Raw genomic sequence first — 22153 nt, 5'->3', positions numbered from 1 at the left:
TTTATCTGAAGGCCTATGGAAGCATGTCAGAAGCGAGACACAAAATTGGCGATTATCTGAGGTTCTACAACACAAAAAGGCCTCACCAGAGCTTTAAGAATAATACGCCTGATAAAACATATTTTGAAGGTCTGGAAATTCCAATCGCCGCTTGAAGCTTTTATTAAAAATATGAGACACAGAGGTCAAAATTATATAAGGATTTGTTGATAGGATTTTCACTTATATTTTCAGAAAATCTGTCCAATCAAAACCGACCACTTATTTTCTTTATTATCGAGCACACATATTGTTCCGAATGGAGTGCCGTCAGGATACAAAACAGGGTATCCCAGGTACGAAATCATATTATGCTTGACATCGGGATTATTTTTCCATTTTTCATCGTTAAGGGCATTTGGAACAAGAAGCCCTGATTTTGTTTTTATTACAGTTTCACAATATAAACCAGAACCAGACAAATGCTCTTTTTCTCCTATATGATAAGGGTTGTGCTTGTTATGGTTTGAAGCAAAAACCGTAATATCTGATTCTACAATTCTCATGATAAGAGTGGCAGGGACATTAATCAGTACTGAGATTAAGGAAACTATGTTCTGCCACTTTTCGAATACAGCTTTTGGAATATTTGGCAAAGAAGCAGCGTTAGAGGAGAAATTCATATTAACTCCATACAAGATGAAATGTAAATTTTGACAATGTCGCAAAAAGTCCGGTTTTCGTCATTCCGACGGGGCCTGTCCATGTGAAAACCGGAATCCGGAAGTGTTTGAAACAGGGTCAAACCCGGCATGACTTCTATAAGCCATTTTCTGTTTTTTTTCTAAATCATCAATTTTTATAAGTAATAATTGGGAATGCTAAATAAATACCAGAATTATTTTTTTTAAAATAGTATTATCTGTTAAGTAATAGAATATGGTTCAAGTAAAAAAATACGAAGAGAATGGGACGGACTCGCAACAAATAGAAATAAAGCTCCATGGCCATACCTGGCTTGATACGGTTCCATTATTTTCAGTTGCTTATGGGTACAGCCTGCTTAGGGATGACAGCACCGGTTTTTTTAGCCCTTGTAAGCTTTGACTATCCAGTCCCACACACTCTTCTGAAAATTTAGGACTTAGTATCAAAATATTTGGTTAATTTTAGGCTATGATCCAGTTAAGTGTGGAATACTTTATTATTCCGATAAAAAGCTAATACTTTTAATAAAAAAGCGGCCTCAGGGGAGGCAATGTACCCCTTAAAAACCAAAGACAGATAGGAATCATAAGGACATTTAACGACACAGTTTTGATAGTGAGTGCCTTGCATGGTTAAATTGTCATTAAAAAAATCCAATTCTTAGGTCGGATTAGAGCGTCCTTTGCTCGTAATACGACATTGATCCAAATGCCGGCGTGTCGCTCCGCAAAAACTTTCAGATAATTAGACAGTGCATTCACAACTTTAGGGCATTTGCGTCTGATAATTATAAAAACATAAAGATTTTGAGGGGACTTGGGGGAACATAGCCAAATTATAATAGGCGGTTAGGATTTCAATAAGTAAATGATAATTTGTTAACCTTATCAGGCAGATCCCGCCAGAACAAAAAAACAATTCAAAGATAAAAAACAATAGTGATACTCGCAAGACCCTAAAAAATATCAAAAAAAATCGGTTATACAGATTTCAGTCATGAAATATGCGCTGAGAGTTTCAAAAAACATCTATGCAAGTTTCAGGATGAACATGCAGCCATTTATTAATTACAAATTTATGTTGCCAAAAGGCCAAACCGAGTCATTTAATATTATTTTTGACGGTGAAAAATACACTACAGAATCCTGCGACACTGATGTAACGCCTGCGTGGTATAGACTTGATTTCAAACAATGTCCAAACTGTTCTCTATCATCGCACAAAACTCCTTTATGCCCTATGATGTCTACATTAGGTTGCGCGGCCGCAAGATTCAGCACAATAGTGTCGTTCGAGACTGTGGATTTGCTTGTGACAACAGAAGAAAGAACTATAACAAAAAAGACAAGCGTTCAAAGAGCACTAAGTTCTCTTCTCGGACTTCTCATAGCAGTCAGCGGATGTCCTCACACTGTTTATTTCAAGCCCATGGCGAGGTTTCATCTGCCTCTTGCAACAGAGGATGAAACAGTATTCAGAGCTACTGGCATGTATATGATTGCCCAGTATCTAAGAAAATCGGAAGGTCTTGACGCTGAATTTGATTTATCAGGGCTAAAAAAAATTTATGAGAATTTAAGAATCGTCAATATGGCTGTTGCTGCAAGGCTAAGAGAGGCAGCAAAAGCAGACTCTCTTGTGAATGCTGTTATTCTGCTTGATCTTTTCGCAAAGGCAATTCCAGATATAATAGATATGAAGCTTGAGGAAATGAAACCTATTTTTTCTCCGTATCTTGGGTGATTTATTTATAATAGTGGGTGCTTATGTCAGAATATGATGATATACATGAACTTTATTCTATGCTTAAAACTCTTTCGGAATCAAGTTTTCCCAAAAAATGTGCTTCATGTGGCTCCGTGTTCAATACACCTGAAGACTTCTTCGCAAGAACCATTCAAATTGGCAAGAGTACCGGTATAAAACAGGCATTAGATGATAATGGCCAGACAATACTTGAATTCTTTAGAAACTGCCCGTGCGGATCTACATTGATGGAAGAATTCCAAAATAGACGCAATCAATCTGAAACAGGAAAAATCAAGCGTGATGAATTCGATAAAATATTGGAAATTCTCATGAATAATGGCATACCAAAAGACAGGGGGCGTTTGGAAATCCTCAGATACATACGCGGAGAAAGCGGTACTGTTATTGATGGATTGCTTTCCGACAAAAATTTACTCGAACAGATTTCACAGTTTTTTACTTAAATATTCGTAACTATTCAGTTAGTTTTTTTTAGGGATGGCTTTATTCTTGGAAAACCCTTTTTGTAAAAAATGTTTTCCAAACCTTTCCCAAAAACTTTTTTATGATATTTTTAAGAAAGTTATGCACTACGGATTCAGGCAACAAATCCAAAACCTGAAGTTTTTTGCCAAGCTTTTTTTCAAAAAAGCGTCCTTTTAAAAGCTTGAATTTCATATTTGGTGAATAGTTACAAATATTCATATTTTTTATCCATTGGGTCGCTGGACATCTTATGCTTAAATCAGAAATGCTAAAAAAACTTGAGCGCATTAATGACCTCCCTACTTTGCCGGCAATTGCCATGGAGGTGAATAGAATGCTCCAGAACGACGATGTTTCTATTGATTCTCTGTGCGAGGTCATCGAAAAGGATCAGGCAATAGTCACAAAACTTCTTAAATTATCGAATTCGGCATTTTTCGGACTCAGGTTCAAGGTTAAAAATGTCAGGGAAGCTGCGATGCTGTTGGGTTTCAGCACTGTGAGAAACGTGGTTGTTTCAGTTTCAGTAATTAAATCCTTTTGCGGGATAAAATCAATTGAAGGACTTAATATTGAAGATTTCTGGAAGCACTCAATATCTGTGGCAATAATAGGGAAAGAGCTGGCAAAACAGTCTGAGCTTGCCCAGCCTGATGAGGCATTTCTCGGAGGACTCCTGCATGATATAGGCAAGATAGTAATGATCCAGCATTTTCAGGAAGAATTCAAAGATGTATGGGAAAGACTCCAGGTTTCCAATGAACTGTTTTTTCAAGCTGAAGAAGATCGGCAGATAGCAGGACATGCTCTAATTGGGGGAATTCTTGCACAGAAATGGAAACTTCCGGAATTAATGGTTCATGCAATCCGTTACCATGAAAAACCATCTGTCTCTTGTTCGGATTACAATCTTGTGTTGATTGTCCATATGGCCAATATGCTTGCAAACGCCCTTCAGACAGACGGTAAAGTCAACAAAAAATTTCTTGTCAGCATACATAAAGATGCAATTGCTAAAATGAAGCCCCAAACCTCAAACATTAATTCATGGTATCCGTCGATCAGGGCAGAAATTAATGAAGCGTGTGAATTCTTTATGGAAGGGAGATAATTTTGGAGGAGTCCAAGTCGCACAGCATACTAATTGTGGATGATGAAAAAAACATAATAAGTGCACTAAAACGCCTTCTTAGAAATGAGAACTACAATATTCTTTCCGGCAACTCCGGAGCTGAAGGCCTTGAGATTCTAAAAAATGAAGCTGTTCAGCTCATAATTTCCGACCAGCGCATGCCAGGCATGAACGGCACAGAGTTTCTCTCAAGGGTCATGAATGTTTATCCTGATATAATCAGAATAATCCTTTCAGGTTATACGGATATAGACTCTATAACAGAAGCCATAAACAAGGGGCATATATACAAATTTCTTCTTAAGCCATGGAACGACAGCAGTCTTGTTCTTGAGATAAGACAGGCCTTGGATCAGTATGATCTGATAGAAGCCAACAGAAAACTTCACACAACTGTTCTTGAACAGAATAAAAAGCTGAAGATGATAAATGAGAAGCTGGAAAAAATGGTGTCAGACAGAACTCTGGCCCTTGAAATAAAAAACCATGCCCTCGAATTATCCCAAACAGTACTCGACGATCTTTTTATACCGGTCATAGGAATTGATCCTGACGGAATGGTCGTACTAATGAACAAATCAGCACAAAGCCTTGAAATTAAAAATAATACCATTAGCATTGGGTGCTCTATTTCAGATATTCTTAATGAACAACTTGCTCTGAAAATCATTGATTATCTTAATTCAGGCGTTCAGAACAAATCAGAATGCATCAAAGAAAAAGAATCAGGATATATTATGGTAACACCTATGTCAGGACGCTTTAAAGGAAGCGGAGCCGTTATATCGTTTCATGACTATAAGCAGGTGGAGCCTTGATATCCCCGAAAAAAATACCGTGACAGAAAATGACAGGGGTAAGCCTCAATTTTTATTCGTGGTGTACCGGCAATTTTATTATAAACTTAGTACCTTGGTCAGTGGATTCACACCAGATATCTCCATTGTGCTTTGCCTTAATAATATCAAAAGAAATACTCAGACCTAGGCCAGTTCCTTTTCCTGCTTCTTTTGTTGTAAAAAACGGTTCAAATATTTTTTGCATAATATCTGCCGGTATTCCTGGCCCATCATCTTCTATTTCACACCAGACGAAATCATCTTTATCATAAGTTTTGACTGATATATGACCAGGCTGATCCCTTTTCTGATCTTTTATGGCATGGGAAGCGTTAACAATTATGTTTGTGAAAACCTGGGCAAGTTGTCCGCTGTGGCCCTGAACAAATGAGATGTCTTCCAGATTCTTTGAAACAATCAGATCATATTTAAGCTCATTTCCAAGAAGTTTCAGGGTAACTTCCAGACATTCGTTTATATTTATGGAACTCAGACTTTGATTGTTATCAATTCTTGCATAATTTTTCAGATTATCAACAATGTCTTTTATGCGTACAGATCCTTCTGAAGAATCTTTAATAATATCTTTTATGTCTGATATAAGAAAATCAAGATCCAGTTTTTTTGAAAGTTTTCCTGCTTCTTCCAATGCAGCCTTCACTTCATCAGGGTTATCTAAATCAGAGGCTTTCCTGTAAGCATTTACTATACTTACGATATCATTCACATAACCGGAAAGAGACCCCATATTACTCATTATGAAACCTGTGGGGTTATTAATCTCGTGGGCGACTCCTGCCGCAATCTGGCCAATTGATGCAAGTTTTTCCTGCTGTACCATTGTAGTCTGGGTCTGCTTAAGTCTTGCAACGACCATTTTTAGATTATAATTTGATTTTTTAAGAAGCTTGGTGCGCATATCGACTATTTTTTCAAGTTTTTCATTTACCTCCATAAGCTTGGAAGAAATATTTGCGACAACATTTGTAGCAGTGCATATGGAATTCTTCATGATATCAAAGGCTCTGAAAAGAGATCCTATCTCGTCTTTCTTTGCCCTGTATTTTTCAACTTCATCTATAAACATTTCGGGAACAGAGTCATTTATGGAGATGATTTTTTCATATGATCCTTCATCAAGATTAGATTTCAGCTCAATAAATTTTGAAGAAAGATTTTCATTAAGAAGTCCAAGAACATTGATAGGCCTCATAATCTGGATATTTATCAAATAATAAACAAGCACCAGAAGAATTCCGCCTGAAAAAGCAAACATCAATAAAATAAACCAGATTACTGCTATTTCTCGTTTTTTTATTTCTTTTGTGGAAAAATAAAGCCGTACTTCACCAATATCCCGTCCGTTAAACTCCATTTTTTTTATTTTGACTGAATCATAGTTTTCGGAATTAAGAGGGATCATTGAAAGCGGAATATTCGGGGATATTCCTGTTAATGGTTCTTTCATTATTCCGAAAACGACCTTGTCTCCGTTTGAAACAATAAAAGCATATAAAGTGCTCTCATGCATTAGAGCCTGAGCAAGATCACCAATACTAGCAAGATCTAAATCCCACACCCTGCGTTTGCAAGATAAAGATGTAATTTCGGTAAGATATTCACATTTAATCTCAAACTCATTCATTTCCCTTTTGTCGTAAGCCATAAAGACAACAGCCGAAGTTGCCAAAACGGATGCTAAAAAAAATAGAATAATTGTAATGACCAACTTGTGGGAAATTTTCACGTTAACCTCACAAAAGCTATGGGTTATATACCTACTGGCCGCCTTCATACTTTATAAGCATGATTTTTTTCATTATTTCAGCCATTTTGCTCAATTCCTTTTTAATATTTTCTGCAAAAGGCTTAAGAGCGCTGTCATTATTTATCTCGCCCAACAAAATATCAGTAAAGCCTATTGCGACCTGCAGAGGCTTATCCATTTCATTACATACAGCCCCGGCCAATTGAGCTATTCCTTTTTTTCTTTCAACAGATCCATGTTCACTGGCAGCAGAATTTATAACTGATGACAATTTTTCCTTTTCAAGATGGTACATCAGAACCGCATCGTTTATTTCCACCTTTAACTGTTCATCATCCCAGGGCTTTGATATAAACCGGTTCACATGCCCAAGATTTATGGCTTCAATAACAGTCGTCATATCCGTATACCCTGTCAGAATCAATCGGATTGCATCAGGACAGATGATTCTTGCAGACTCAAGAAGCCGTGCTCCGCTCATTCCGGGCATTCTCTGATCAGATACGATAACAGCAGGCTGTATTTTCCCAATTTCCTCAATTGCTTTTTTGGGGTCATCAAAAAAATACATTTCATAGGAGTCTTTATGGAAAAGTCTTTTCAGGGCATTCAGGATGTTTTTTTCATCGTCTATAAAAATAATTTTTGACTTCTGAAACTCGTCCATTTTTCAACTCCTTAATTTTATATGAATGTTTATTTCTGTATTAGCCAAGATGTTATCGCATAAAAAAGGTTAATCTACCTACTGACGTTATTTAAGGCCGCCCTGCAATGCGCACAAAATTTCCAGTTTTTTTCAACAATCTTCCCGCAGGAGTAGCAAATAGGCATAATTTCAAATCCGCAGAAAGGGCAGTTTGGATATTTTTCCTCAATATCCTTTTTGCATTCCGGACACTGAAAGCTTAAACTGGTTTGCGGACCAAGAACTCTAAGTAGTTCTCCGCAGGTTGTAATCCCTTCCCTGATTTTTTCAAGTCCATCATCATAAAGAGTTTGGACTCCGAACCATTTTGCAGTTTTTTTAAGTTCGGATTCAGTAACATCTTTATGTATGCTTTTCTTGATTTCCTCGCTCACGGGCAAAACCTCAAAAAGCCCTATTCTCCCGCTGAAACCTGTTTGCATACATTCATCACATCCGGCTCCTCTATAAAAAGGGCCATCGTGCTTTGTCAGTTTCAAAGCTGCAAGGAGCTTTTCATCAGGAATATCCTCGACTCTGCATTTTGTGCATACTTTTCGGACAAGCCTCTGGGCTATTATACCGATCATGGCCTCGCTTATCACATATGCCTGAACCCCCATGTCCCTGAGCCTTGTTATTGTTGCTATCGTACTGTTTGTATGCAGGGTGCTGAGCACAAGATGCCCTGTAAGGGCGGAATGAAAAGCGACCTCTGCAGTCTCGTAGTCTCTTATCTCCCCAAGCATGATGATATTCGGATCCTGCCTGAGTATTGCCCTTAGAACGATCGGAAAACTAAGACCAATCTTGTGCCTGACTGTCACCTGTTCAGCCATGCTCATATAGTACTCAACCGGATCTTCAATGGTTACGATATTTTTTGTAATGCTCGCTCCTGCGTTAAGAAGACCGTAAAGCGTGCTTGTTTTGCCGCTTCCGGTCGGGCCTGTTACAAGAAGTATGCCCTGGGGCTGATTTATGAAGGACATGAATATTTCGATATTTTTCCCAGAAAGGCCAATCTCTTTCAAATCACGTATGGCTGCGTTTTTGTCCAGTACCCTCATTACTATTTTTTCACCATTTATGGTGGGAAGGGTTGAAATACGCATATCAACAAACCGGGTGGAGCTTTTTACTGTAATACGGCCATCCTGTGGGCGTCTTCTTTCTGATATGTCAAGCTCGCTCATTACTTTTATTCTCGATACCATAGACGGATGCATATGGATTGGAATATGGAGCTTGTCATACAAGAGTCCATCTATACGATACCTCACCATGACATATTTAGTTTTTGGCTCGATATGTATGTCTGATGCTCCATGACGAAGAGCGTCAGAAATTATTGTATTTACGATTCTAATTGCAGGAGGAAGATCCTTTGCTTTAAGAAGTTCCTCAAGATCAGCCTCTTCATCTTCATCCTCAATTACTATTTCAATATTTTCTGTCGGATCAGTTAGATCCATTGCCGAGATGGCTTTTGAAAGCTGGGAATCGTCTTCTCCGTAGATTTCCTTTATTTTTGCATGGATTTCCTTCTCCCTGGCAACCACTGTTTGAATCTGAAGACCGGTTATGAACTTAAGGTCATCAACCTTCATAAAGTCACTGGGATCTGCCATGGCAACTATGAGTTGACGATTATTCTTTTTCAGCGGCACAAGTGAATTTTCGACACAAAAAGATTTCGGCACAAGCTCTGAAATCGCCGGAAGTATTTGGAACTGTGCCGGCTCAGCCTGATTTATCTTCAGCCTGGACACAAAAGCCTTGACTATGGCATCTGGGCTCGCAAGCCCAAGATCAGTTATGATACCAGGCATCAGGCGGTTTTGTTTTTCCTGTAAAGACACAGCCTTGTCAAAATCAGCCTGACTTATTATCTTTTCCTGAAGCAGAAAACTGGCAAGCTGGCTTCTGTGTTTGCCTATAAATTTGCTGTATTTCTGAATTTCCTTCTGCTGAATTTCAGCCTGGTGCTTCAGAGATTTATTCTCTTCCACCAGTTCAAACTTTTCCAGAGCCAGACTTATGCTCAACCTGAGATCATTATCATCCCATGGTTTTGTGATAAACTTATATACGGCGCCCTCATTTATTGCCCCCATCACTGCATTAACGTCAGCATGTCCGGTAAGCATGATTCTTATGGTCTGGGGATAAAGTTCCTTTATTTTTTTAAGAAAATCGGCCCCGTTCATTCCAGGCATCCTGAAGTCAGACACAATCACATGAGGTTTGTTTTCAGCTATTTGGACAAGAGCCTGATCAGCAGATTCATAAGTGAAGATTTCATAGTTTTCCTGCCTGAATATTCTGCGCATGGATTTCAGGACATTGGGTTCGTCGTCAACAAACATTATCCTGTAATGAGCTGAAGAGTTTTTTATATCCTCATCTGGCTCCGAATTTTCAGGTAGTTCGCCTTCTGGTTTATCCTTGAGAAAAAGAGAAGCTAGTCTTGACATTAATTAGCCTTTACCGGAATTAAAATTATACAGACCGCGCCTCCCTCCGGCAGATTCCTGACAGCGATATCTCCTCCGTGCATTCTTGCGGTTTCACGAGCATTTGTCAGGCCAAGCCCCATTCCCTTGCCAACGTCTTTTGTCGTAAAAAAAGGATCAAAAATCTTATCAATATATTCTTCCTTTATGCCAGGCCCTGTATCTGAGATTATGATTTTCACTCGCGAGCTGTCTTTTGTGAAAAACCCTGTCTTTATTGTTATTGTGCCTTCACCTTCGATGGCCTGGATAGAATTCATTAGTATATTCATAATCATCTGGTTTATCTGGCCTTGATTGACAAACAGCTCAGGGATGGGCCCGTAATTTCTTACTATTTTTATTCGGGGACCAAGAAGATGGTCAATTATGCCGACAGTCGCATCTATGCAGCGATTAATATCAGTAGGAACAACGTCAGGAGCATCTATTGAGGAAAACACCTTAAGATCCTTCACAATACTCTGTATCCTGGATAGGCCCTCCACGGTTTCAGACATTATATCCGTTGCGTCCTGTCTTATAAATTCTATATTTTTTTGATCCGCTTGTTTTGTTGTTAATTCCTCAACATATCCACAAAGAGTTTTCAGATTACTGCTGATAAATCCGAGGGGATTATTGATTTCATGAGCCATCCCAGCTGCCAGACTTCCTATGGCGGCTAATTTCTCGGCCTGCAAAAGTCTCGCCTGTGCTGCTTTTATCTTTTGAGCTTTTTTTTCAACTTCCACCTCAAGATTTTCTGCAAGATTTCTGTATTTTGCCTCTGATTCAAGGAGCATTTGATTTTTTTCCACAAGTTCGGCATACGAAGATTCCACAATCTGGCCATGAAGACCTGATGTCATGAGTATTTTTTCCTGAAACCCCATCATTTTTTCAATACAAAGAGCCATAAATGAACAAAAATCCAAGGCATCGGCGCCCTCCTTCGCGTAAAATGAAAGATCTGCGATATGCTCGGAATCATGATGAATTGCAGCAGTAAAAGCGTGCATCCCTGAGTCTTTTTTTTTTCTGAACCCATTGGTCTCAAAATATGTTTTATCGTCAGGCCAAGATATTCTTATCTCACAACCTTCCAAAGATAATTTATCAAAAAAATCTCCGAGGGTTTTGAGGGGAAGCAAATCGCTGAGCCCGTATTCCCTGTCAAAAAAATCCATTTCTATATTGATGCTCATGGGAAACTCCTGTCTATATCAGGAACAAGTGACAAGAAATGTCTCTCCAATATACCGAAATCACAGGCAAGGTTCATGGTCTGGTTCAACCTGATCCAGGTAGATGAAAGAATTGCCGAAAAAGTCTCTGCCACGCCTTTGCCCTGGATGGCCGATGCCATTCTCACGCTAAGCCCGGTTGGTGACCAGATGGACATAATTTCTTCTTCAGACTGAATGTTTTTCAAATCCCTCTTGTTAAACTGGATGACAAGTGGGAGGGAATCAAATTCAATGCCAACACGCTCCGCATTTTTTTCCAGATTTTCAAAACTCTCAAAATTATTTACAGACTGGCTCAGTTGAGAATCCGCAACAAATACAACTCCATCAGTTCTGGAAAGAACGGCTTTTCTGGTGGCATCATGGGCAACCTGACCAGGAACAGTGAAAAGCTTGAGCTTGATGCTAAAGCCGGATTCCGTTTTTGCCACAATGGGCAAAAGATCGAAAAACAGGGTTCTGTCACCCTTTGTCTCAAGGGTCATTAGCTCACCGCGTCCACAAGGGGAAATCAGGTCGTGCATCTGCATCAGATTAGTGGTCTTCCCACTTAGGGCAGGCCCGTAATAGACTATTTTGATGATCAGTTTTTTTTCAGCTTCAAGTATTTCAGCCAATCAAAACCTCCGGGTTTAATTTTTCAGATTTTTTTGTGGGCTTTAAGAAGTTCTTTAATTTCACGGATGAGTTCATCATTGTCGATGGGCTTTGTAAAAAATTTGGCTATCTGCCCTTTGTTGATAGCCTCGATTACTGAATTTACCTCTGTATAGCCTGTGAAGATGGTCCTGATTATTTCCGGTTTTTCTTTGCTAACAATTGAAAGAAACTTGTTGCCGCTCATTTCAGGCATACGCTGGTCACAAATAATCATGTCAATATGATTATCTTTTATTATATCAAGAGCCTGTGAACCACTCAGGGCCGTATGAATCTGAAATTGTTCTTTCCTCAAAATCCTTGAAAGCACCCTAAGTATAATTTCTTCATCATCAACGATCAGAATAGCAGGCGATTCACTTTTAATTTCGTTCATGCTTGATCCCAAATAGTTCAGATAAAGTCATCCAAGGCTAATACGTCGCGGCATAAACAGGCTCCTGAATTGGATCACTGTCATTCATGGAAATAAGCTTACTGATCACAGAAGCTGTCAGGGTTGTGTTGTATGGAAGTAAAAAACGGCCTTTTACTGTATATAATGGTCTTGTAAGCACCATTCCGGGCTCCAGTTTTTCAAGTTGCATTTTCTTTTCTTCCTGGAACGTAAAGCCTTGGGTTTTAAGAATTTCGAGAAGTATTTTAATAATGTTCGGATCAAACAGAGAAAAGGCGTTCTGTTTAAGATAATATATTGCAGCCTGATGGGCCATCTCGGACTGCTCTACATGATCTGAAGTCCGTCCCGTTGCTCTTTCATATTCCTGAAGCACAGGATTTTCGTTTTTTTCAGGTTTTCCGGCAATTCTGTCATAAGCATCAGCAACAGCTATAATTCTTGATCCTAATGGAATCTCGTCTTCTGCAAGACCTTCAGGGAAACCTGTTCCATCATAATTCTCATGATGGGATTTTATATAAAGGCTCACCTTCTCAAGCTGAGGAATGAATCTAAGTATCAGAAATCCTTCCATAGAGTGCTTGACATATTTTGCCTTTTCAGAGGGACTCATGTGATCCTGAAAAGGGCTGACCAGACTTTTTGAAATCCCTATTTTACCTATGTCATGTAACAGACTGGCTATTTCAATGTTCCGGAGTTCCTCGCCTTCTACGCCAGCTTTTCTTGCAATCTCATTGGCAAGGGCGCTCACTCTTCGGCCATGTCCGGAATCCTCAGGGAAAAATGTGTCTGTAAGAGCAGAGAAAGATCTGATTATATTGTAAAAAGAGTCCTCAAGTTCCTGGGTTTTTTCCTTAAGCTCTGTCGTTCGCTGCTTCACCTTTGCATCAAGGAGCCTTCCCACCTGAAGCAGCTGGGCATTCTGCTTTTTAGTAACTTCCATGAGCCTTCTATTTTCAAGGACAAGCTCATACTGCCTTAATCCATGCTCTATGGTCAGCAGAAGATCATTGTCATTCCAGGGTTTTGAAATATATCGCTGAACCCCTCCCTTGTTTATAGCATCAACAAGGGTTTCCATGTCCGAGTAACCAGTAAGAAGGAATCTGACCGCATCAGGAACATACTGTCTTGATTTTTCAAGAAATTCTGAACCTGACATCCCGGGCATTTTCTGATCGGAAATGATCATTGAAACCTTTTTGTCAAGTGTGACAAGCAGATCAAGAGCTTCCTGACCACTGTTCGATATATGAATTGTGTATGGTGTTTTCCTGAGAAGCCTTGTCATTGCCTTCAAAATCGAAGCTTCATCATCAACAAGCAAAATCGAATGTGCGTAACTGGTTTTGTCGTCCATATGGCTTTCACTAATTAAGGTTTAATTCGTCAGGCCGACCATCTTTTTTTTAAATCACTCAATCACAATCTTTTACAAAGTCGTAAAAAATCCGATTACCGTCATTCCGGCGGAACCTATCCCGTTGAAAACCTCAGACTGGATCAAATCCGTAATGACTCCGTTGCCTATATTGAATTTTTGAGAGACCATAAATCCTTCATAAAGTCATCTTTGAAGGCAACCATATAACAAACTCCGTTCCCTTTCCGACTTCACTCTTAACATCAATAGATCCACCATGTTTTTTAATTATATTATAAGCCACATGGAGGCCTAAACCAGTTCCCTTTCCCGGATCTTTTGTAGTAAAAAAAGGATCAAATATTTTATCTATCTTATTTGCAGGAATACCAGAGCCTGAGTCTTTTATTGTTATTTCCACGCCGTTATTTTTTTTAGCCGTGGAAATATGAATTTCACCTCTTTCGGGGATGGCCTGGGCAGCATTTACAAGAATATTCATGAATATCTGGTTTATCTGCTGGGGAACGCACTCTATTTCAGGCAAAGCGCCCAATTCTTTATGGACTTCAGCCTTATATTTGATTTCATTCCATACGAGGTGGAGGGTGCTTTCTAAGCACTTGTTAATATCCGACATAACAGGTTTTGTTTCTCCTGGATGCGCGAAATCCTTCATATCGATGACTATTTTTTTAATCCTGTCCGTCCCCTCGGAGCAGTCCTTTACAAGTTCATGAATGTCATTGATTATATAATCTATATCGATCTGTTTTTCTGCCTCGGCTATTTTTTTAGCGAAGTCATATAGATTTAAATCCGGTAGATTTGAATCCGGGTTGCCCAGAATAGTCTTTACAACATGCCTGTAAGCAGAGATAAGCTCCACAAGGTCACTGTGATAATCGCCGAGTGTTTTTAAATTACTGCTTATAAAACCGACGGGATTATTGATCTCATGTGCAACACCTGCCGCAAGCTGACCAATCGAGGCCATTTTTTCAGAAATCAACAATTGATTCTGGGCTTTTTCATTTCTATCCTCAAGGGATAATATTCTTTCGGCTGTTCTGACTCTTGTCAAAAGCTCTTCGCGATCAAATGGTTTTATGATGTAGTCGTCCGCTCCGGCCTTAAGTCCTTCAAGCGCATCTTCCCTGGCGTTTTTTGCGGTCAGTATAATTATGTATATATATCCAGGAAGATCAGCATTTCTTATCTTGCTGCAAAGTTCTATACCGCTGAGCTCCGGCATCATCCAATCTGTCAACAATATCCTTGCACCGCTCGAATTCAACTTTTCCCATGCCTCATTGCCATTTTCTGCATTAATGACAAAATAGCCTTCTTTGGAAAGAAGTTTGCTGAGCAGCGCAGCCGAAGCCCTGTTATCTTCTGCAACAATTATTTTCATAGACGACCAATTATTAAGGGGGTTAAAATGCTAATTGGCAAAAGTAGAGTAAAAAGATAAGACAAACAAATAATAGATTACGAAAACAAAATACAGCAAATCATTAACTTTGTCTATCGATAGAATAAATATAGAATTTATGTATTTATGCCAGCTTTGACAAGATAGCAAAAAGTCCGATAACCGTGAATACAAAGATGCCGGATCAAGTCCGGCATGACTCTGACGCCTTATTTTGACTTTTTGCGAGACAATCACACTTTAATGGATAGCACGAACAATGATAAGGCTTTTTCTTTGCAACAAGGCTGAAGTGCTTGGCGATATGCTCGCGTCGGAGCTGACAAAACCTGTTTCAGATGCATTCACTCCCGAAATAATTGCAATTCAGGCAAGGGGCATGGAGAGATGGATTAGCATGATAATAGCCAGCAAAACAGGCATCTGCGCAAACATTGATTTCAGCTTCCCCAAAAAAATCATAAACCAGATAATTCACGCACAGAAAGGTCTTGATTATGAAAAATCTCCTTTCAAAAACGATATTCTTAAATTTGTCATTTTCAGACTTCTTGAAAATCCGGCAAAACTGGGCGATGAATTCGAGATTATAAGAAATTATTGCAGCTCTGATCAAAACGGGCTTAAAAGATTCCAGCTGTCAGGGCATATAGCGACGGCATTTGAAAAATATCTTTTTTACCGGCCTGAATTGATTTTAAAATGGGATTCAGGGGGTGATGATATCTGGCAGGCAAAACTATGGAGAATGATCACATCAGAATATTTTTTCCCGCACCCAGCCTTGCTCATCAACGAATTTGTTTCAAAAGCTGTTAACGGCAATTTAAATCTTGAGCTGTTACCAAAGCGACTGAACATTTTCGGAATAGCCAGTCTTTCACCTTCTTACATCAATGTGCTTGATGCCATGTCAGGCATCTGCGACGTGAGCATTTTCTGTCTGAGTCCATGTATGGAATATTGGGGCAATCTGCCAAGTATAAGCCAGCGCAAGGCGGCTGTAAGAAAAGGTGAAATTATTTCTGATATGCATTTTGAGCAGACCAATGATCTTCTGGAATCCTTAGGTGAAAGCTCTTCTGATTTTCTCGAATTACTATACGCTCGTGAAAATATTGTTGAGCAAGACATATTTGTCCGGAATAACCCCGGAGGAAACAACAACCTTCTGTCTTTCATACAATCGTCCATGCTCTTTCTTGAAAACCCCGCTGCTGACGAGGACTCAAGGCATAAATGGGATATAAACGACGATTCTCTATGGTTTCACTCATGCCACAGCCCTTTGAGGGAAACCGAAGTCCTGTTTGACAGAATCCTCGACATGCTTGAAAAAGATCAAAACCTCAGTCCATCAGACATTATTGTCATGACTCCTGAAATAGGAAAATACGGGCCATGTATAGAGGCAGTTTTCGGCTCATCCGGCGGGTCAAGTGTGAGAATACCCTTTACTGTGGCTGACAGGCTTTCCGGAGAAGAAAAAAAGGCGACTGACTGCTTTCTGTCCGTAATTAGACTGGGTAAATCAAGGCTTTGCAGACATGAAGTCCTGGAAATAATTGAAAACAGATGCGTTTCAGCAAAGTTTGAGATTGATGGAGAGGATCTTGACCTGATAAAAAAATGGCTGTCAGACGCAAGAGTCTCAGGAGAAATGGATGAAAAGCAAAGAATAAGTCTCGGACTTCCGGGTTTCAGGGAAAACACCTGGGCCCATGCGATTGACAGACTGCTTCTTGGCATAGCCATGCAGGATGAAGATATGGATTCTTTCTGCGGCATATCCCCTCTTCCCGGAATTATGACGTCAAACTACGCTGCTCTTTCAAAATTTCTCGGATTCTGGTCGTCCATGACATCTGCAATAAATGAATTGGAAAACAAAAAGACAGTGGGGGAATGGGTCGTTCTTCTTTCAAACCTTCTTGACATGTTTATGGATGACAGCGAAACAGGGCCTGTAAAAAGAAACATCAGAAGCCAGCTCCTCAAACTCAAGGATATTGCAGAAAAAGCCGGAATAAATGAAAAAACTGACATCGGCATCATAGCCGAGTTCCTCTCAAAAGAGCTTGAAGACAGTGCCTCAAGCTATGGATTTCTGACAGGTGGAATTACTTTCTGTGCGATGCTTCCAATGCGAAGCATTCCTTTCAGGGTCATTTGCCTTCTTGGCATGAACAATGACTCTTTCCCAAGGAACGAAAATCCTCCTGGTTTTGACCTTACAATTGAATCGCCAAAACCTGGTGACCCGTCAATAAGAAAAGACGACAGGCAGCTTTTCCTCGACATAATCATATCGGCGAGGGAGAAGCTTTATATAAGCTATACAGGACAAAGCGCCAGAGACAATTCAATAATACCTCCTTCTGTTCTGGTTTCAGAGCTTCTGGATTATATTGACGGATCAACTGTTTCTGAAACCAACGAAAAAACCTCAGAGAAATTAATCATCAAGCATCCGATGCATGGCTTTTCTCCAACTTCTTTTGAAATGAATAATGAGAAAAGGATTTTTAGCTTTAACAGGGAGTATTTTGACGCAGCATCTGCAATTATTTCTAAAAACCATGCAAAAAAAGAATTCTGGGAGAAAGAACTTCCATTTGATGATCATCTGAAAGGCCCTGTATCACTTGCTGATTTAAAGAAATTCTGGAAAAACCCTTGTGAATATGCAGTCAGATATGTTCTGGGCGCAAATCTTGATTTTCAGGACCAGGAATCTGAAATCATGGGAGCATCAATGCCATCAGGACTTGAACGCCACTTGATATTCAGCAAAAATATGGAATTGAGACAGAAAATAAATAATATCTCATCAAGGCAGAAAATCCTAAGCTCCCAGGGTTTGCTTCCACATGGCAGCTTAGGAGAACTGACCCAGAGTATATATGAATCTGAGGCTGATGCAGTGGAATACTCTGTCGATTTTGCATCATGCAGAAAAGCAATTATTGAAATAGATTTTCAGATTGGTAATTTCACGCTTAATGGCAATGTTAATGCGTCTATCAGGGAAGATGAAACTGGATCCAAGCTTATTTTTGTAAGATACGGAAGCATTAATCCCGCTAATATCCTCCTTTCGGCATGGATAGATTTTCTGGCGTGCAGAATGGCGGGGTGCGAGGCAGATTCTTTTGTTCTTGCAGGTTTTGGGGACTCAAAAACCAAGCGTTCAGTTTCTAAAATCAGTTCTTCGTGCATTAGCGTGGATGAAGCTGAAAAACACCTGCAAGAATTTCTGAAGTATTATCAAAAAGGACTTATGAAGCCCCTTCATTTTCTTCCTGACACATCCAGAGATTACGCAGCAGCAGTATTAAAAAACAAGGAAACAAAAGCTCTTTACAGTGAAATTGAAAAAAGACTTTCAGGTTTCAATTCTTCCATAGAACCTGGGTTTTACGAAAACCTGTGCTTTGGAGATGATATTACGGATCTTTTCTTTAATTCTGAAGAATTCAAAGAAATAGCGGTAAATATTTTCACCCCTGTGATCCTTGCAACTCAAGAGGTAAAATAAGAAATGACCGGTGACAAAAAATTTATGGAATTTGACCCTTTCACATGCGAACTGTCAGGAGTAAACCTGATTGAAGCAAGCGCTGGAACCGGCAAAACATACTCCATTGCCTCTCTTTATCTCAGATTTGTACTTGAAAGCAATCTCCCTGTTGAGAGCATTCTTGTCGTAACATTCACAGAGGCCGCCACAGCGGAACTAAAGGACAGAATAAGAAAAAGGCTCAAGGAATGCCTTGATCATCTTAAGAAAGGCGCAATATCCGGAACAGACTCATTTTCTGAATCCTTGTCACAGCTTGATGGCAATTCAAGAAAACTCGCGGAAATGAAACTTGAAATTGCCCTTAGAACCTTTGACAAAGCTTCCATATTCACAATTCACGGTTTCTGCAGAAGAGTTTTACAGGAACAGGCCTTTGAAACAGGCTCTATGTTTGATTTTCGGCTTGAGCCGGATCTTTCAGACCTCGAAGCCGAAATAATTTCTGACTTCCTTAGATCACGATTCAAAAAAGATGCGAATAATACTGGGAATAATATTTATGATTCAAAAATCTTCCTCAGTTATCTTGTGGATAATAAGTTCTTTTCAGGATTAATTCCCCAATTCATGTCAAAAATCAGGCCATTCCTTAAAGTCACGGTAAAGGATTTTCATAACAATTCAGACAGTTTAGATTCAAATAACTTCGGGATCATCAAAGCAGAAAAAGAATTCAGGCTCTCTTTTGAAAAAGCAAAAAACATGTGGGAAAGTAAAAATAAGGAAATAAGAAGCTGTCTGCTCGAATCCAAAACATTGAACGGAACATCCTATAAAGAAGGAATAATAAAAAGGCTTTTTGAAAACATTGATGAATATCTTTCGAGTGAAACACCTATGCCAGCTCTTTTCGATGATTTTGAAAAGCTGACCAGCTCATTTATCGAAGGTAAAACAAAAAAAGGCCAGAATCCGCCTGTCCATGATTTTTTCGATCTGTGCGAAGATCTGAAAAACACATCAGACCTTCTTTCAGATTTTTATATTGCTGAACTGAATCGCGTAAAAATGGATTTCATGGAGTACTTTTCTTCGGAATCAGAAAAGAGGAAGAATATTAACAACACACTCGGCTTCAATGATCTTCTCCTGAAGGTTCATGATGCCATTAAAGGCCCATTCAGTGAAAAAATCTGCGCATCACTAAGAAAAAGATTCAGGGCAGCTCTGATAGATGAGTTTCAGGATACAGACCATATTCAGTACGATATTTTCTCTACAGCCTTCAAAAACTCGACACCACTCTTTCTCATCGGAGATCCTAAACAGTCAATATACGGCTTCAGAGGCGCGGATATTTTTGCGTATCTTAAAGCGTCGGAACAAGCAGAGAAAAAATACACTCTTACAACCAACTGGAGATCTGACGGTGATCTTATTCAGGCAGTAAACTCCATTTTTTCAAACAGAGAGAATCCCTTTGTCTTTGACGGGATCAATTATTTCAATTCAAAAGCTTCGGATGGAAGAACCAATTCGGACTTCGAATATCCAGGAATTGCTGGGCCCTTAGAAATATTCGCATTTGCAGGGAAAAAAAATGATTCCATTAAAAAACCTGAAAATCTGATTTGTGAATATGTGACAGATAGGATTTCAAAGCTGATTTCTGAAAAAGCCAGAATATCAGGGAAACCTGTAAAGCCCGGAGATATTGCCATACTTGTCCGCAGGCACAGTGAAGGTAAAAAAATCAAGAGGCTTCTGGACAGAGCCGGAATCCCTTCTGTTTCCAGCGGAGGAGACGATGTATTCAAATCTGTTGAGGCGCATTATATGTCAAGACTCCTTGCCGCGGTCGCAGATTCTTCTGACACGGGCAGACTCAAAGCAGCTCTTTTGACCCCATTCTTCGGGCTTAACGCCATTGAGATTGCAGAACTTGGCCACGATGAAAAAGCTCTGGACAAGGCTATTGTTTTTTTCAGGGAACTTAATGAAGTATGGGTAAAAAAAGATTTCAGCCAGATGTTCAGAAATGCCATTAACAGGCAAGGAGTCATGGCTGCAATTGCATCCGAACCTGATGGCGAAAGAACCCTGACAAACCTTTTTCATCTTGCAGAATTAATAAACCATCAGGAATCATCAGAAAAGCTTTCGCCAGATGAAGTAATATCATGGCTTTCAGAAAAAATGCTGCCGGAAACAAGTGGTTCTGAAGAGGAGCTTTTGAGGCTTGAAAGCGAAGCCGATGCCGTAAAGATAATTACAATTCATAAAAGCAAAGGCCTTGAGTTTCCGATTGTATTCTGTCCTTTTCCTGCAAAAGACATTTCAAGAATGAAACATGAAAGCATTGTTATCCATTCATCAGATGACGATGAATCATTCACTTATTTTGACGTCACCCACCCAGATTTCAAATTAACGCAAAAAAAACATAAGGCAGAGGAACTTGCAGAATCAGCAAGACTCCTTTATGTGGCTCTTACAAGGGCTAAACATGCCTGTTTCATTGCCATAGACACAGACTCGTGCTGTTCATCTCTGGGTTATCTTCTTTTTCATGAAGGCAAATTGAACATAAACGACGGTATTGATGATCTGAAAAAGGGCCTTGGGAAAACAGATTTCAACGAAAAAATGGCATTACTGAATGGATTAAGTACAAAGTCAGGAGGAAGGATTTTTATTTCTGACTACTCAAAGAACAATGCGCCATCAATTAATAGCCAATTTGAACAGGAGAAAAAAAGCCTTTTCATAAGACATTTTGAGAGACGTATCAAATCTGGCACAGTTATATCAAGTTTTTCAGGCATAACTGCAGAAGCGCATTCTCCAAAAATAGATCCTGATATCCCTGAATTTGAAGCAGGCGAACTCAGTATAAATGAAAAACCAAACAAGTCATCTGACAGCAAAAAAACAATTTTTGACTTTCCCAAGGGAAGGGAAGCAGGGAATTTTATTCATTCTTTTATTGAAAAGCTTGATTTCAAATCAGACACTCAGGCTATTAAAAGCCTCGCAGAAACAAAGCTCCAGGAATTCGGTTTCGACCTGGAGTGGGCAGACATTATAACGGAAATGGCAACAGTTCTTGTTTCATTAAAACTTCAGGACGTTGATTCTGATTTCAGCCTTTCATCGATCAAACGTGAGTCCAGAATCAATGAAATTGGATTCTATTTCCCAATAAGGAAACTTATTCCAAGTGATCTGACGAAAACTTTTTCAGGAAACTGCGGAGAAGAGGAGATTAACCAGAAACTTGTCAGTAAACTCGAAAAACTGAATCACTGGCCAATTAATGGTTTTATGCGCGGTTTCATGGACATGCTTTTCGAGCATAACGAAATATATTATCTTGTAGACTGGAAATCGAATCATATGGGCGATACAAACGACTCATATTCAACAGCCAAGCTTAATGACGTCATGATTTCCGAATTATATATACTCCAGTACCATTTTTATATTGTTGCCCTTGATAGATATCTTGCAGCGAGAATTCCTGAGTATTCGTATAAGAAAAATTTTGGCGGAGTTTTCTATTTGTTTATCAGGGGGCTTGATGAGTCAGGTAAAAATGGAGTTTATTTTCACAAACCTGATGAGGCTTTTATTAAAAAACTCTCATCAGGTTTTTAGTAAGTCAGGTATTTAAGA

At 39.3% G+C, this 22153-nt stretch carries 16 protein-coding genes; 7 read left to right on the top strand and 9 right to left on the bottom strand.

The genetic code is table 11. The annotated features are described in order from the left end of the window. The first annotated feature begins 23 nt into the window (after positions 1-23). Positions 24-155 (top strand): integrase core domain-containing protein, encoded by a 132-nt coding sequence (locus tag K245_RS28565; RefSeq protein ID WP_084156461.1) that lies wholly within the window; start codon positions 24-26, stop codon positions 153-155. 75 nt (positions 156-230) lie between these two features. Here the strand turns inward: K245_RS28565 and K245_RS24315 are convergent, their stop codons facing one another. Next, positions 231-662: a GAF domain-containing protein gene (locus K245_RS24315; RefSeq protein ID WP_051284096.1), complete on the bottom strand. Its 432-nt coding sequence runs from the start codon at positions 660-662 to the stop codon at positions 231-233. 1021 nt (positions 663-1683) lie between these two features. Here K245_RS24315 and K245_RS24310 point away from each other — a divergent pair. The 4 genes from K245_RS24310 to K245_RS24300 all read left to right on the top strand — a co-directional run bounded on the left by K245_RS24310 (position 1684) and on the right by K245_RS24300 (position 4872). Beyond that, entirely contained in the window at positions 1684-2430 is a 747-nt protein-coding gene (locus K245_RS24310) for a DUF6901 family protein (protein WP_156906786.1), read from the top strand. A gap of 23 nt (positions 2431-2453) precedes the next feature. Then, on the top strand, positions 2454-2900 hold the full coding sequence (locus K245_RS24305) for a hypothetical protein (protein ID WP_051284095.1): 447 nt from the start codon (positions 2454-2456) through the stop codon (positions 2898-2900). A 272-nt stretch (positions 2901-3172) separates the two neighbouring features. Then, the gene (locus tag K245_RS0112520) at positions 3173-4033 is read left to right on the top strand and encodes an HDOD domain-containing protein (protein ID WP_027359546.1); all 861 of its coding nucleotides are present in this window, start codon (positions 3173-3175) and stop codon (positions 4031-4033) included. 2 nt (positions 4034-4035) lie between these two features. Further along, a complete protein-coding gene (locus tag K245_RS24300; RefSeq protein WP_051284094.1) occupies positions 4036-4872 on the top strand; it encodes a response regulator in 837 nt (278 codons plus the stop codon). A gap of 52 nt (positions 4873-4924) precedes the next feature. Here the strand turns inward: K245_RS24300 and K245_RS26655 are convergent, their stop codons facing one another. The 8 genes from K245_RS26655 to K245_RS24275 all read right to left on the bottom strand — a co-directional run bounded on the left by K245_RS26655 (position 4925) and on the right by K245_RS24275 (position 14934). Next, entirely contained in the window at positions 4925-6559 is a 1635-nt protein-coding gene (locus K245_RS26655) for a sensor histidine kinase (protein ID WP_051284093.1), read from the bottom strand. Between the two features lie 112 nt (positions 6560-6671). Then, positions 6672-7328, bottom strand: a complete 657-nt coding sequence (locus K245_RS26650) for a response regulator (protein WP_051284092.1) — start codon at positions 7326-7328, stop codon at positions 6672-6674. A 74-nt stretch (positions 7329-7402) separates the two neighbouring features. After that, the gene (locus K245_RS0112500) at positions 7403-9826 is read right to left on the bottom strand and encodes an ATPase, T2SS/T4P/T4SS family (RefSeq protein WP_027359545.1); all 2424 of its coding nucleotides are present in this window, start codon (positions 9824-9826) and stop codon (positions 7403-7405) included. Further along, the gene (locus tag K245_RS24285; protein ID WP_051284091.1) at positions 9826-11052 is read right to left on the bottom strand and encodes a sensor histidine kinase; all 1227 of its coding nucleotides are present in this window, start codon (positions 11050-11052) and stop codon (positions 9826-9828) included. The genes K245_RS0112500 and K245_RS24285 overlap by 1 nt, the downstream gene beginning before the upstream one ends. After that, positions 11049-11711: a GTP-binding protein gene (locus K245_RS0112490; RefSeq protein ID WP_027359544.1), complete on the bottom strand. Its 663-nt coding sequence runs from the start codon at positions 11709-11711 to the stop codon at positions 11049-11051. Before K245_RS0112490 ends, K245_RS24285 begins: the two co-directional genes overlap by 4 nt. Before the next feature lie 23 nt (positions 11712-11734). After that, a complete protein-coding gene (locus K245_RS0112485) occupies positions 11735-12130 on the bottom strand; it encodes a response regulator (RefSeq protein WP_027359543.1) in 396 nt (131 codons plus the stop codon). 37 nt (positions 12131-12167) lie between these two features. After that, positions 12168-13517 (bottom strand): HD domain-containing phosphohydrolase, encoded by a 1350-nt coding sequence (locus K245_RS24280; RefSeq protein WP_084156267.1) that lies wholly within the window; start codon positions 13515-13517, stop codon positions 12168-12170. A 199-nt stretch (positions 13518-13716) separates the two neighbouring features. Then, complete coding sequence (locus K245_RS24275) at positions 13717-14934, bottom strand: hybrid sensor histidine kinase/response regulator (protein WP_051284089.1); 1218 nt, start codon at positions 14932-14934, stop codon at positions 13717-13719. 280 nt (positions 14935-15214) lie between these two features. On the opposite strand from K245_RS24275, the gene recC reads away from it, so the two are divergent. Then, entirely contained in the window at positions 15215-18493 is a 3279-nt protein-coding gene (gene recC, locus K245_RS0112465; RefSeq protein WP_027359542.1) for an exodeoxyribonuclease V subunit gamma, read from the top strand. A 3-nt stretch (positions 18494-18496) separates the two neighbouring features. Continuing rightward, positions 18497-22135: an exodeoxyribonuclease V subunit beta gene (gene recB / locus K245_RS0112460; protein ID WP_027359541.1), complete on the top strand. Its 3639-nt coding sequence runs from the start codon at positions 18497-18499 to the stop codon at positions 22133-22135. The last annotated feature ends 18 nt before the right edge of the window (positions 22136-22153 follow it).

Source organism: Desulforegula conservatrix Mb1Pa (assembly GCF_000426225.1).
Classification (GTDB): Bacteria; Desulfobacterota; Desulfobacteria; order Desulfobacterales; family Desulforegulaceae; genus Desulforegula; species Desulforegula conservatrix.
The sequence above is the reverse complement of the archived record's forward strand: the minus strand, read 5'-3'. Positions and strand labels throughout refer to the sequence as shown.

Bases quoted from the DNA above. Each gene is read 5' to 3' on its own strand.
- K245_RS28565 (WP_084156461.1), top strand. From the start codon at position 24: ATGTCAGAAGCGAGACACAAAATTGGCGATTATCTGAGGTTCTACAAC.
- K245_RS24315 (WP_051284096.1), bottom strand. From the start codon at position 662: ATGAATTTCTCCTCTAACGCTGCTTCTTTGCCAAATATTCCAAAAGCT.
- K245_RS24310 (WP_156906786.1), top strand. From the start codon at position 1,684: ATGAAATATGCGCTGAGAGTTTCAAAAAACATCTATGCAAGTTTCAGG.
- K245_RS24305 (WP_051284095.1), top strand. From the start codon at position 2,454: ATGTCAGAATATGATGATATACATGAACTTTATTCTATGCTTAAAACT.
- K245_RS0112520 (WP_027359546.1), top strand. From the start codon at position 3,173: ATGCTTAAATCAGAAATGCTAAAAAAACTTGAGCGCATTAATGACCTC.
- K245_RS26655 (WP_051284093.1), bottom strand. From the start codon at position 6,559: ATGGCTTACGACAAAAGGGAAATGAATGAGTTTGAGATTAAATGTGAA.
- K245_RS26650 (WP_051284092.1), bottom strand. From the start codon at position 7,328: ATGGACGAGTTTCAGAAGTCAAAAATTATTTTTATAGACGATGAAAAA.
- K245_RS0112500 (WP_027359545.1), bottom strand. From the start codon at position 9,826: ATGTCAAGACTAGCTTCTCTTTTTCTCAAGGATAAACCAGAAGGCGAA.
- K245_RS24285 (WP_051284091.1), bottom strand. From the start codon at position 11,052: ATGAGCATCAATATAGAAATGGATTTTTTTGACAGGGAATACGGGCTC.
- K245_RS0112485 (WP_027359543.1), bottom strand. From the start codon at position 12,130: ATGAACGAAATTAAAAGTGAATCGCCTGCTATTCTGATCGTTGATGAT.
- K245_RS24280 (WP_084156267.1), bottom strand. From the start codon at position 13,517: ATGGACGACAAAACCAGTTACGCACATTCGATTTTGCTTGTTGATGAT.
- K245_RS24275 (WP_051284089.1), bottom strand. From the start codon at position 14,934: ATGAAAATAATTGTTGCAGAAGATAACAGGGCTTCGGCTGCGCTGCTC.
- recC (WP_027359542.1), top strand. From the start codon at position 15,215: ATGATAAGGCTTTTTCTTTGCAACAAGGCTGAAGTGCTTGGCGATATG.
- recB (WP_027359541.1), top strand. From the start codon at position 18,497: ATGACCGGTGACAAAAAATTTATGGAATTTGACCCTTTCACATGCGAA.